Below are 12,341 nucleotides of genomic sequence, written 5' to 3'. Positions count from 1 at the left end.
CACCGTCTGCGTCGTTTGGGAGTGCAAATATCTCCCTTTTTTATTTATGGGCAAGAACCACAACAAAGAAAATTGCAAAAAATTAAGTGAATTTACGCAATACTTTAATTATCAAGACTTTTGTTTTTTGTAGAGCGGCACTGTACTACAAGGCTCTCCGTACATTATGGATTTTGCACGGCTCTGTATAAGAGAAATTATTTTGCCGTAGGCGAATAAGGGAATCGGGAAATCACTACACCCTTTCACCACAACTGGCCTATCAATGAAAGAATCTAGATCTAATTTTCTCAAACAATCTTCAACAATCATTATTTCCAGCTCCTTCAAATCTCCAATTGCATAGCCGCGAGCAAAAGAATTTAGATAGGTTGCCACTAACATAAATGCCCAATTAGGGACAATAGCATCTGCAGTACAGGTGATTGCCACCCATTTATTTTGGTACTGAGACCAATCGATTTCTTTCAGAGCTGTCCTAAAATCTTTCTCTCGCAGAATTAATTCTTGAAAAAGAAATGGCTTGAGGTCAAAAATCACTCTTTCTTCTTTTGGATAAATCTCTTCCAGATTAATCGTTATGATAGGACTACTCGATACTCTATTTACTATATCACTCATATCAACAAGGGATTCTTTTTGGACTGAAGGGCTTTAAATTCTTTCAGATAATTTGGAACGAAATAAGCCAGATCGGCAAATTCTTCTTTTTGAAACTTCTCATGAGCTAATACCCCAACATAATTTGCAGAAATAGAAACATCAAGAAAAACAGCATTAGGATGATTAATTACTTCAGATACCTTCTGTATTGCATCCCCTACAAAATATACCTTGCCCTTTTCCAAAAAGGTGGAATAGGATTTTTCATCAATGATTTCTGAGTCGAGTTCACTTATTGTATTCAAATCGTAATCGAACACTTCACGATAAACTTCCATTCTCCTTGCATCCAGCATCGCTATGATAAGTCCAGCTTCCTCTACATGAGGCTTCGCGCCACAAGCCAAGGCTTTCAAAGTGCTGATTGCAATCAAAGGTATATCTCTGGCAAACGCCAATCCTTTGGCTGCTGAAACTCCAATTCTTAGTCCTGTATAAGACCCAGGCCCTTCAGAAACAGCAACAACATGTATGTCCTCAATGGAAAGCATGCATTCATCCAGAACTGAATCTATCATCCCCATTAGCTTTTCAGAATGAGCACCCGGGAGATCTAGTGACTTCTCCGCTAACATTATCCCATCTCGATGTAGTGCAATGGAACATATAGGTGTGGAAGTTTCAAAAGAGAGAATAATTGCCATACTCTTTATTTAGATGAGGCAGTCAAAACCATCTTGATTTTCTCAGGTTCTTTCAAATATTCTTTCGCAAGCATTACCTCTTCGTCATCCTGAAGTCCAGATTCTATCATGCCTTCTTGAAAATAATACCTAGATACAATTTCCTGCGAAAGGATTTTCTTAATCTCCTCTTTATTAGTTACCAAATCTTGTTCTTTGCTATGATTCACTCTCTTTTCAAGCGAATCAATCTGTGCTTTAATTTCATCGTAATAATCTACCTTTTCGGCATTCTTGCGCATATCCTCCACCGATTTTTCCAAGTAGGTAGTATAATCATACTCTTTGCCTTCCAACCATTTCACAAAACCTTTATAGTCAGCGTCTGAAATAGAAAACTTTGAAGGATCTGCAATCTCATCGTGCTCGTAGAAATATTTGGTTCCATAATCGAAAACATGGTTCCTAGCGACTAAGCTGTAAGAAATCGGCGCATAGCTTGTTTGCTCTACTTCTTCATCAGGTTCGATGCCAGCACCATCCAAAACCTTTCTACCATTCTTAGTATAAAACACTTTTCTTAATGAGTCTGGAACAGTAACCAACTCGTTATTTTCTCTACTCTGCAAATAATCAATCGCCTGGATGCATCTTCCACTTGGAATATAGTATTTGGCAGTAGTGACTTTCATCTGTGCATTATAAGTCAATGGAACGGTCGTCTGAACGAGCCCTTTTCCGAACGACTTTCTTCCTATCAAAACTGCCCTATCATAATCTTGAAGAGTGCCTGCTACTATTTCTGAAGCTGACGCACTGTGTTCATTTAGCAAAACAATCATTGGTATATCTTTATCTACCGGCGTTTTGGTGGTCTTATAAGTGTAATTGACATTTTCGAGCTTACCAATTGTCTTTACAACCTCTTTTCCTTTTGGGATAAAAAGATTTATAATCTCTACGGCTTCATTTACCAAACCACCCGGATTCTCTCTCACATCCAGTACCAGTCTATCCACTCCTTGGCTTTTCAAATCCAATAAAGCATTTCTCACTTCTGTAGAAGCATTGGTGGTAAATTCAGCCAACTTAATATATCCGGTATGCTCATCAAGTTTGCCATAATAAGGTACATTCTTAATAGCGATCTTCTTTCTCACTACATCAAATTCCAGTGTATCTTGATTTCTTTTCACCTGAAGATGAACTGGTGTATTTGCCGGACCTTTTAGAAGCGCCGACACGTCTGAAGTCCCTAAATTGGTCACATCAGTTGTATCTATTTTCAAAATATAATCGGCAATCTTCAAGCCGACAGTTTGTGCAGGAAAACCTGTGTAAGGCATAATTACCATACTTCCTTCCCCCCTATTTCCTATCAAGGCCCCTATCCCAGCATATTCACCAGTGGTCATCATTCGATAATCATCTGAATCCTCCTCCGGAACATAAGTAGTGTAGGGATCTAGCTCCTCAAGCATGGCATTGATCCCAATTGTAACCAATTCGTCCGGATCGATATCATCTACATAATAAGAATCCAGCTCCCTGATCAGGGTAGCGAAAATGTCAATGTTCTTAGCTATGGCAAAAAGCTTGTCATTTTTAGCTTTGAATGCAAAAAATCCAGTTAGTACAAGTGCTCCCAATAGAGATATTAGAAGGGATTTTTTCAAAGATTTATTCATAGGATTATTATTTATCTTCAAGGGACAAATCAAATTTGACATGGCTTAAAATCGTCCCTCTGTATGACTTTATACACGTGTTTAATTTCATGTATTTATAGTTTTACCTGAAAGGTCAAATAGAATCTTATACCAAGTAATCATAATAGTTTTTCACCATTTCGGTCATTCTCGATTTCATGCTGTTTTTGATTTTCGTTTACTATGCTGGCAAGTTTCTTTAAAGCCAGAGTAATTTTAGTCTGAATTTCCGGGAACTCCATCAACTCGGAACTTACATAAATTAAGCCAATTGACATAGCTGGAGCAGATGGTGGGATCAACGCTTTGTTAAGCCTATATGCCTCACGCATTCTTCGTTTTACAAAGTTACGCCCGACTGCCTTTTTGATCTTCTTCTTCGAAACGGAGAAAAGCACCTGAGTGGTTCCACTCTCCTGATCCTTTTTAACAAAAAATTGGACTTTAAATGGGTACAAAAAAAAAGAGGAACCTTCGTTAAAAAGTTCCTTGATAAGTTTGTCGGCATGAAGCCGCTCACTTTTTGGGAGTCTGTAATTCATCACAAGAACTATATTCGTACGTGAACATACGAAAATCAGTGCTAAGAATTACTTCTTCAATGTCTTTTCAGAAGAAACAGTAAGCTTGTGTCTTCCTTTAGCTCTTCTAGCTTTCAGTACTCTTCTACCGTTAGCAGAAGACATTCTTTCCTTAAAGCCGTGCTTATTTTTTCTTTTTCTACGAGAAGGTTGAAATGTTCTTTTCATGATCGAATATCTTTATCTAATTGCTTTCTATTTCTTTGTTCCCCAGGATCAACCCTGAAAAGGATTGCAAAGATAAGTACCATTTCTTTAAATGCAAACAAGCTAAAAAACATTTGTTTGAATTAATAACCCTAATCAATGATAAAATACCTAATAGAGTCCAATAACCCAGTATCTCAATTCATTCAAATCACCCTATATATACCTGTTAGGCATCTTTCGCAAGTGAGACTTCAACTTCCCGCTTGGCGTGCTGGACGCTATCAGCTAGCAAATTACGTCCAAAATATTCGGAATTTCAATGTAATATCCCCTACAGGAAAGTTGATCCCAAGCTCAAAGCTTACAAAAGACCTATGGGAATTCAGTCCCGATCATGTGGGTGAGTACCAAGTATCTTATGAATATTACTGTGCCAAGATGGATGCAGGATCTTGCTGGGTGGACGATGAGCAAATCTATCTAAACTTTGTTAATTGCTGCTTTGAGATAGTAGGAAGATCTGAAGAACGCATAGATGTAGAGGTCATCTCATCACAAGACTTCCAAATCTGCACAACCCTGCTTTCAGAAAACAATCAACTTTATGCTTCCAATTTCCAGCAATTGGCGGATAGCAGCTACATAGCTTCGCAAAATTTAACTCATGATTCATTTGAATTGGGAGAAACGATTTTCCATCTGTGGTTTAATGGAGAAGTCAGTTTTGATATTGCTGACTTTAAAACAGATGTCAAACAGTTTGCTTTGAAACAAATCCAGGCATTTGGAGAATTTCCTGTTGATGAATATCATTTCATTTATCAGCTTTTACCCTACCCGCATTATCATGGCGTAGAGCATCAGCGGGGGACGGTTATTACTTTTGGACCTGCTCAAAGTCTTGTAGAGCGAAAAAATCTCAATGAATTGATGGGAGTAAGCTGTCACGAACTTTACCATGCCTGGAATGTCTGCCAGATCAGGCCAGTTGAGATTTTGCCATATGACTTTTCGAAAGAAGCTTACCATGAAGCAGGCTGGATGGTAGAAGGTGTCACCACCTACATGGGAGACCTTTTTCTGTTGAAGTCAGGTTATTTCTCATTAGAGGAATACTTCGAAACTTTCGAAAAAGTACTGAACCGAGAATCAATAAACCTTGGCTGGAAAAATCAATCTATTTTGGAGTCCAGTTTTGACCTTTGGATCGATGGATATGTAGGAGGTATTCCTGACAAAAAAGTGAGCATTTATACGCACGGTGCTTTGATCGCTTTTTGCTTGGATGCCATGCTACTAGATGAAAACTCCTCTCTTCATCAGGTCATGAAAATCCTTTGGAAAAGATTCGGGAAACCAAAAATCGGATATACAATGGAAGAAGTTTGGGAAGTCATCCTTTCGCAAACTCACCACCCTATCTATTTCAATCAATTCTATGATGATTTCATCTTAGGAAAAGAGGATATTTTTCCACTAGTAGCAAAGCATCTCTCATCGCTAGGTTTCGAACTGGACGCCAAACCCAAGAGAGATCAGTTATCTTCTAATTACGGGATCATCAAAAACGACGAAGGCCTCATCATAAAAATTCACCCGGAAAGCGATGCTTACAATAAACTTATGCTAGGTGATATAATCAAATCAAAAACAGACACTTCAAACGGTGTTGAATTATCAATTGATCGTTTTGGTAGAGAGCTTCAGGTGGCTTTACTAAACTCAGAGATCCTTTTATATAAAGACTATTTTCTGGTTGACAGGAAAAGTAATCCCAAGAGGGGTGCTTGGATTAATGGCTAAAAAAAGAGGCTGTCTTCGCAGGCAGCCTCTTGATTGCTTTATTGGTACTAGATTTAGTTAAATACAGAATCATCCAAATCCTGATTGAACTTAATAGAAGTGACTTTCGCCTCCAATGGCATTGGAATCATGTTGTTTTTAATAACCATAGTCATTGGCATCATCAAGCCATCTACATCTTCATAATCCTTATAAAGAATAGTCCCTGCAATATCGGATTTGGTCTGAATTTTTAGGCCAGTGGCTACGCTGTAGTATTCAGTCGTATTACCATCTCCTCCAGTTTCAAAAGAAAGCTTATATGCTTCTTCTCCTTCTACTTCCTCAGTTCCCTCAAATACCGCTGTAACGCCTAATTCATCCAAATACAATTCCCGGAAGACGTAAACCTGATTTTTAAGAACCGCGGCTACTTGAGCCTCTGTCAAAGCTTGCTCCTGTCCCATAGCTGATACGGTTCCAGCGCCATCTTTCACAATTGTTTTTGAAACCACATTCCCATTCATTTCAGTCAAATTAGCCATCCGCTTATTTTCCTGATCTGTAACTCCTGAGATGACTAACTGCATGCCTTGAATCTCAGCCTCCATATTCATCTCCATATTGCGGATATCTTTCATCTTTGCCTCGCCGCCTATCGCTTTTACATAATTGTCAATCACTTCCTTGACAGAATTTTTGACAATAAGCTTAGGTGGAGATTCAATTCCTCCATCATTCGCTTGGGAGCACAAAGGCGAGATTAACAGGCCTAGAGCTAGTACTAAATTACTTTTTTTCATAATCAATTAATTAAAGTCCTCTTCTGTTAACTCTGGATTCAATTCCAAACTGGTCACCTTAGCTTCCAATGGAGCAGGGATCATAGCCGATTTGATTGTTACAGACATAGGAATCAAAACACCATTTTTCTCTTGGTAATCGCTGTAAAACGTATCTCCGGAAACAGGATTTTCATTTTTTACTTTCAAACCTGATTCAACTGAATAGTAATTATTCACTGATGCACCTAAAGGTGTAGCAACGATTATTTTATAGGCGGGCGTTCCTTCTACATCTTTGATTCCATCCAAAGTAAGTGTATATCCCATCGTTTCATAATATAACTCAGGTAGGAAATACGTCTCAAGTTTAGCAGCATCGACCTGCTCATCTGTCATCGCAATAGACTGTCCCTGTACTTTGGCTTCACCTTTTCCATCGATAATTCTTGAACTTTGCATTACGTTTCCTCCGACTAAGGTATTTTGGCCGTAACGCAAATTGGCATTGTCGAAAAACTGCTCAATTGTCAACTTTTGTCCCATAACGTCTGCTTCCATTACCACTTTTGCAGTCTTAATTAAGCTAGCGGCGCTTTTACCACCAATTGCTGCTATATAATTTTCAAGAACCTTTTCAGATGTCACATCAGCATCCACAGCAGCCATTTCTTTTGCTGGGAACCCCATGTTGTCAAATAACTTCACTTCTCCAAACTGAGCCAGTTTATCTTTGATCTCCGTGGCATTTCCCACTGCAGTGATATACAACTTGTCTGGATCAATCAAATCGTCCGCGGTTTTGTTGATATCCGCTACAGTCAGCGCATTCATTTTCTGCAAGTAAGTCTCATAGTAGTCTTTTGGAAGATCGTAGCGCTCAATATTCAATGCAAAACTTGCTATAGTAGCAGGGTTTTCAAGAGATCTGCCAAATGAACCAGCAAGATTTGATTTCGCTTTGTCCAATTCTTCTTGCGTTACACCATCTTCTACTAACCTGTTAATTTCGTGAATGAATTCATATACAGCAGAATCTGTCACTTCTGTACGGACAGAAGCATTGGCAGAGAATTGCCCTACAAGCTTATCCGAAGAAAAGGATGAATAAGCTCCGTAAGTATAACCTTTGTCTTCACGAAGATTCATGAAAAGCCGAGAGGAAGAGCCTCCACCAAAAATTTGATTCAATACTCTACTCGAGATATAATCCTCGTCACCAACTTTCAATTCAATCGGCTGAGCAATATCAATTACTGTTTGCACGGATGAACTACGATCAACCAATCCAACCATATTTTTATCCAGAGAAGCAGGATTTGGGTAAGTAAAAGTAGGAACGTCTCCTTTTTCCCAAGAGCTGAAATGCTCCTTTACTACTTTCTCAGCCTCAGCTTTACTCATATCTCCTACTATCGCTAAATAAGCAATGTTTGGCTTAAAGTAAGTTTCATAATATGACTTTACGTCCTCAACAGTGACATTTTTCAAAGTTTCTTCAGTTTCTACTTCGCCATATGGATGATCTTTTCCATACACAAGAGCACTTGTCAATCTGCTGGAAATTGCCCCTGGCTCATCTTTACTGGTAGCCAACGCAGTAAGCGATTGCTTCTTTAATTTCTCCAATTCTTCTTCCGGAAAAACAGGATTATACAAAACATCCGTCATCAACTGAAGTACTTTATCCTGATGTTTTTTAAGTGAAGATGCCGAAGCGGAAGTTGATGAAAATCCAAGGTTAGCGCCAATAAAATCAACTTCTTCATCCAGTTGATCTTTGGTCCGAGTGGTAGTACCTGCCATCATCATCTGACCCACATAGCCAGTCAATCCTGCCTTATCTCCTTCAAATAAAGGATCTCTTTCCAACACCAAAGTGAAAGATACACGGGGAAGTTTATCATTTTCTACCACAAAAACTTTAAGTCCATTATCTAGGGTAAAAGTTTCTGCTTCGCCAATTTTAATCACAGGCGCTGGCCCAGCTTTTGGAAACTGACTTCTGTCCACCTGAGCAAAGCTTGCGACAGACACCAAAAGGCTCAATACAAAGGATATCGTTATTTTTAACATGTTATTTCAATAGTTAAGGTGAATCAATTACTGAGCAGATTCAGCTGGTTTAGGCAAATAATACAATACTACACGACCATCAAGAGTTAAATACTCTTTGGCAACTCTTTGAAGATCTGCTTTGGTCACTTGACCATACATTTCCATTGTCTTATTGACATAATCAGTATTGCCATAGATCACATGAGCTTCAGCAAGATTTTCTGCAACTCCAGCCATGGAAGAATTTCCACTTACAATGTTGTTTTCCATGATGTTCTGAAGCTTCTCGAAGTCACGATCAGAAATTCCTTCATCCTGTACCTGCTTGATCAGCTTATCTATTTCTGTCTCCAGGTCCTGCGGTTCCACCCCCATATTGGTAATCCCATACATGATGAAAATACCACCATCTTCCAAGTCCAACGGGATAGCTGCAAGAGCCAAAGCTTTTTGTTGCTTATCTACCAGCTCTTTGGTCATCAAGGAAGAATTTCCTCCTGTCAAATAAGTCGAAAGCATTGACATCGCATAAGAATCCTTGTCTGTCTTTGGCGGAAGGTTATAGGCTTGAATTACAGCAGGAATCTGAATGTTATCATAAACTATATCTCTGATTTCTGCAGTTTTTCTTGGCTCCTCAACATCTGGTCTATAGATCTCCTTGGTTCCTTTAGGTATTTCGGAGAAATATTTTTTCACCCATTCTTCAGTCTTAGCATAGTCAATATCACCAGCGATGGTTAACGTCGCATTATTTGGCACATAGAAGTCTTTGTAAAACTGCTGAAACTCCTCGATAGAAGCTGCATTCAAGTCCTCGATGGAACCAATCGGTGCCCAACGATAAGGATGGTCTGTATATGCTCTTTTCAGCGTCTCAACCAGAATACTTCCATAAGGACGATTGTCAATACTTTGCCGCTTCTCCTCTTTCACCACTTCACGCTGCGTCTCTACACCAGTCTCGTCTACCTTGGAGTGAAGCATTCGCTCACTTTCCATATACAATGCTAATTCCAGTTCGTTGGAAGGGAGAGACTCATAATAGTAGGTAATGTCATTGGATGTGTAGGCATTTAAAGTACCCCCATGAGCCTGGATTATATTCATATATTCTCCTCGCTCAATATTCTCTGAACCTTCAAACATCAAGTGCTCAAAAAAGTGTGCAAAACCAGTTCTGTCTGGTTGTTCGTTTTTTGCTCCAACATGGTAAAGGACCGAAGTCACCACGATTGGTGTCGTATTATCCTGGTGCATGATCACATGCAATCCATTGTCCAAATCGAATTCCTTGAACTCAATTTTGTTTTGCGCAAGAGCGGGAACACTCAGCATTCCTGCCATTAGCCCCAATGCAGTAAGTTTTCTCATCATTGTATGTTGGATTATATTCTCAATATTTAAAAGTAAAAATAAGATTATTTAAGGAGGTCTTTCCAAAAGTCAAATTGTTCGCTGAACGTCCATTATCACAATCTTACCCTAAAAAAATACTTATTATTGTAATCTAAAAATTTAGGATAAAATTTTAATAAAAAATAAGGCTCTGAAAATTAACTTTCAGAGCCTTATTTTATGGATTTAGTCTAGCTAAAATATCTTTCGCTTCATGCCATTGAAGCCTCGGGCCAAATTGACTTACAATTTTCGAACTCGCCATGGATGCTAGCTTCCCGCTTGAGGCATAACTGTGACCGTTTGTAATGCCATACATAAAGGCTCCTGCAAACATATCTCCTGCTCCGTTGGAATCTATTGCAGTGGTTGCATAAGGTTCGATATCAATAAAAGTATCTCCATCGAAGATCATCGCGCCATTTTTCCCCTGCGTGATCACAAAGTGTTTGGCTACTTTCTTCAATTCCTCACGGGCTTCAAGCAAATTATCCTTTCCTGTGAAAATCATCGCTTCTTCCTCATTTGCGAACAGTAAATCCACGCTTGCACCGATTACCTCAGTCATCGGATCTTTGAAGTACTTCACCATCGCAGGATCGGAGAAAGTCAATGCTACTTTTACCCCATTATCTTCAGCAGTTTTCTTTGCATGCTTCATCGCTTGCTTGCCATTCTCAGAAGTGATTAGGTAGCCCTCGATATATAAATACTGAGAATCTTTAATCGCTGCTTCGTCCACGTCTGCAGTGGAATAGGTCTGTGTGATCCCCAAAAACGTATTCATAGTCCGCTCAGCGTCTTCAGTCACCATCACTAGGCATTTTCCAGTGATACCTTCCGCCAAACTGCTTTCATTCAAGTTGTGAGATACGCCGGCATCCTTCATGTCTTTCATGTAAAAGTGGCCAAACTCATCATTTGCAACACGGCATGAATAATAGGATTTACCTCCAAACTGAGAAATCGCAATCACAGTATTTCCAGCAGACCCACCACATTGTTTCTTGGCTTGCTCGGTATCGATCACTGTCATCAACGCATTTTGGCGCTCCTCATCTACCAAAGTCATCAATCCCTTCTCCACGCCATTGTCAGCAAAAAACTGGTCTTTTACTTTGAATTCTATATCTACTAGGGCATTCCCTATGCCGGTTACATCGTATTTTTTCATTTTTTTTCTGTATTGGAAAATTGAAATATTTTAAAATTGGAAGAATGGGCTCAGAAGTTAGCGAAACTTCATTATTCTAAATTCAGCATTCTTTATTCGATATTACTTTTGAAAGATTATGCTTAAAACGACTTCAAAGTCTAATTGGAAGAATATCTCAATAGCATAAAAAGATCTCGTAAATCATAAATCTCAAATCGTAAATGGCAAAGGTCAATCAAATATGCGGTGTCTTTCAAATGGCTTTTCTCGATCAAACAAATAGCGGTAGGTATGATGAGTCTTGTAAATATCTGCCAAAAGCTGTTCACAAACACGCATCATCTTTGGATTGAAATCGCCAATCCAGTTCATCTCGATGGTTTTGTATTGAAAATCAGGCTTGCCGCTCATCTTGTCGTAGGTGATGATCATCGCACTCTCCACCCCTTTCCCCTGATGCTCCGGCACTACACCAAACACCAGACCAAGCATTTTGTTGGGAGGTGAGAAGGTTTTGTACCAAAGAAATTTGAGTTTACCGATCAAGTCCATCTTGCCATTCACATGCTTGAAGATCTGGTTGATTTCCGGAATCTGAATAAAGAAGGAAACGGGCTCGCCTTTATAAAACCCGAAGTAAATCAGCTTTTCGTCAATGATCGGTTTCATCTTGGCAAACATCATCTGTGCTTCTTTTAACGCAAGTGATTTCCCCATGTGCCTTGCCCAAGCCTTATTATAGACAGTCATAAAGTACTCGGGAGCTTTTTCCTTCAGCTCCCTTCCCTTCAAGTAATGGAATTCATAGTCAGGATTATCCATGACCACCTTTGCTCTTGCTATCATTTTCTCATCAAAACCTAAGCCCTGAACATTTCTCGCGTACGTAAACTGCTTGAAGTAAATCTGGAAACCGTAATCCTCGAAGAACTTTTGGTAGTATTTGAAGTTCCACGGCATATTGTAATTCGGCTCTGTGAATCCATCCACGAGTAATCCCCACCATTTGTCGCGCTCTCCAAAATTGATTGGGCCATCCATGGCTTCCATTCCTTCACTTTCCAACCAAGCCTTTGCCGTATCAAAAAGCAAAAATGCTGCTTCTTGATCGTCAATACATTCAAAGAATCCTAACCCTCCTGTAGGTTGTTTTTCCTTCATCTTAGGATTGATGAATGCAGCTACGCGACCGATGGTTTCTTGTTTGTCATTTTGCAAAATCCAGCGCTTGGCTTTGGCTCCATTCCGAAAAAGCTTGTTGGTTTCTTTATGAAAAAGCCCCTCGATATCTGCGTCAAGAGGCCGGATCCAATTTTTTTCATTTTTATATAACCTCACAGCCATCTCGATAAACTCTTTTTGATGTGCTGGCGTGGTGACTTCGATCAATTGCATTCGGGTGATTTTAGAATGCTAAATTAGGTAGATCGTCTGAAAGG

General features: G+C 39.3%; 11 protein-coding genes. 1 reads left to right on the top strand and 10 read right to left on the bottom strand.

The features are described from left to right. Window positions 1-111: 111 nt before the first annotated feature. The 5 genes from AACZ73_RS19445 to rpmH all read right to left on the bottom strand — a co-directional run bounded on the left by AACZ73_RS19445 (window position 112) and on the right by rpmH (window position 3,744). The gene (locus AACZ73_RS19445; protein ID WP_339880462.1) at window positions 112-621 is read right to left on the bottom strand and encodes a DUF2480 family protein; all 510 of its coding nucleotides are present in this window, start codon (window positions 619-621) and stop codon (window positions 112-114) included. Further along, entirely contained in the window at window positions 618-1,307 is a 690-nt protein-coding gene (gene tsaB, locus AACZ73_RS19440; protein WP_339880461.1) for a tRNA (adenosine(37)-N6)-threonylcarbamoyltransferase complex dimerization subunit type 1 TsaB, read from the bottom strand. Before tsaB ends, AACZ73_RS19445 begins: the two co-directional genes overlap by 4 nt. Before the next feature lie 5 nt (window positions 1,308-1,312). Then, window positions 1,313-2,974 (bottom strand): S41 family peptidase, encoded by a 1,662-nt coding sequence (locus AACZ73_RS19435; protein WP_339880459.1) that lies wholly within the window; start codon window positions 2,972-2,974, stop codon window positions 1,313-1,315. A 140-nt stretch (window positions 2,975-3,114) separates the two neighbouring features. Then, window positions 3,115-3,537 (bottom strand): ribonuclease P protein component, encoded by a 423-nt coding sequence (gene rnpA, locus AACZ73_RS19430; protein ID WP_339880457.1) that lies wholly within the window; start codon window positions 3,535-3,537, stop codon window positions 3,115-3,117. Window positions 3,538-3,585: 48 nt separating this feature from the next. Then, window positions 3,586-3,744 carry a 50S ribosomal protein L34 gene (rpmH, locus tag AACZ73_RS19425; protein ID WP_091698287.1) on the bottom strand — a complete coding sequence of 53 codons (159 nt, stop codon included), beginning with the start codon at window positions 3,742-3,744 and terminating at the stop codon, window positions 3,586-3,588. Window positions 3,745-3,882: 138 nt separating this feature from the next. Between rpmH and AACZ73_RS19420 the strand changes: the two genes are divergently transcribed. Next, entirely contained in the window at window positions 3,883-5,529 is a 1,647-nt protein-coding gene (locus AACZ73_RS19420; RefSeq protein WP_339880456.1) for a M61 family peptidase, read from the top strand. 53 nt (window positions 5,530-5,582) lie between these two features. Here the strand turns inward: AACZ73_RS19420 and AACZ73_RS19415 are convergent, their stop codons facing one another. From AACZ73_RS19415 to AACZ73_RS19395, 5 genes are all read right to left on the bottom strand, one after another. Next, window positions 5,583-6,311, bottom strand: coding sequence for a peptidase, M16 family protein (locus tag AACZ73_RS19415; RefSeq protein ID WP_339880455.1), 729 nt, complete (start codon window positions 6,309-6,311; stop codon window positions 5,583-5,585). Window positions 6,312-6,317: 6 nt separating this feature from the next. Beyond that, the gene (locus AACZ73_RS19410) at window positions 6,318-8,366 is read right to left on the bottom strand and encodes a pitrilysin family protein (RefSeq protein WP_339880454.1); all 2,049 of its coding nucleotides are present in this window, start codon (window positions 8,364-8,366) and stop codon (window positions 6,318-6,320) included. Between the two features lie 27 nt (window positions 8,367-8,393). After that, the gene (locus tag AACZ73_RS19405) at window positions 8,394-9,722 is read right to left on the bottom strand and encodes a pitrilysin family protein (RefSeq protein ID WP_339880468.1); all 1,329 of its coding nucleotides are present in this window, start codon (window positions 9,720-9,722) and stop codon (window positions 8,394-8,396) included. A 202-nt stretch (window positions 9,723-9,924) separates the two neighbouring features. Beyond that, entirely contained in the window at window positions 9,925-10,920 is a 996-nt protein-coding gene (locus tag AACZ73_RS19400) for an adenosine kinase (RefSeq protein WP_339880453.1), read from the bottom strand. 213 nt (window positions 10,921-11,133) lie between these two features. Continuing rightward, a complete protein-coding gene (locus tag AACZ73_RS19395) occupies window positions 11,134-12,297 on the bottom strand; it encodes a hypothetical protein (RefSeq protein WP_339880452.1) in 1,164 nt (387 codons plus the stop codon). Window positions 12,298-12,341 lie beyond the last annotated feature (44 nt).

Source organism: uncultured Algoriphagus sp. (assembly GCF_963974835.1).
Taxonomy (GTDB): Bacteria; Bacteroidota; Bacteroidia; order Cytophagales; family Cyclobacteriaceae; genus Algoriphagus.
Note: the sequence above shows the minus strand (reverse complement) of the source record. Positions and strands in the feature narration are given on the sequence as shown.

What these genes read in the sequence shown, in the direction of transcription:
- AACZ73_RS19435 (WP_339880459.1), bottom strand. Translation starts at nt 2,974, where the DNA reads ATGAATAAATCTTTGAAAAAATCCCTTCTAATATCTCTATTGGGAGCA.
- AACZ73_RS19445 (WP_339880462.1), bottom strand. Translation starts at nt 621, where the DNA reads ATGAGTGATATAGTAAATAGAGTATCGAGTAGTCCTATCATAACGATT.
- tsaB (WP_339880461.1), bottom strand. Translation starts at nt 1,307, where the DNA reads ATGGCAATTATTCTCTCTTTTGAAACTTCCACACCTATATGTTCCATT.
- AACZ73_RS19405 (WP_339880468.1), bottom strand. Translation starts at nt 9,722, where the DNA reads ATGAGAAAACTTACTGCATTGGGGCTAATGGCAGGAATGCTGAGTGTT.
- rpmH (WP_091698287.1), bottom strand. Translation starts at nt 3,744, where the DNA reads ATGAAAAGAACATTTCAACCTTCTCGTAGAAAAAGAAAAAATAAGCAC.
- AACZ73_RS19410 (WP_339880454.1), bottom strand. Translation starts at nt 8,366, where the DNA reads ATGTTAAAAATAACGATATCCTTTGTATTGAGCCTTTTGGTGTCTGTC.
- AACZ73_RS19395 (WP_339880452.1), bottom strand. Translation starts at nt 12,297, where the DNA reads ATGCAATTGATCGAAGTCACCACGCCAGCACATCAAAAAGAGTTTATC.
- AACZ73_RS19420 (WP_339880456.1), top strand. Translation starts at nt 3,883, where the DNA reads ATGATAAAATACCTAATAGAGTCCAATAACCCAGTATCTCAATTCATT.
- AACZ73_RS19400 (WP_339880453.1), bottom strand. Translation starts at nt 10,920, where the DNA reads ATGAAAAAATACGATGTAACCGGCATAGGGAATGCCCTAGTAGATATA.
- rnpA (WP_339880457.1), bottom strand. Translation starts at nt 3,537, where the DNA reads ATGAATTACAGACTCCCAAAAAGTGAGCGGCTTCATGCCGACAAACTT.
- AACZ73_RS19415 (WP_339880455.1), bottom strand. Translation starts at nt 6,311, where the DNA reads ATGAAAAAAAGTAATTTAGTACTAGCTCTAGGCCTGTTAATCTCGCCT.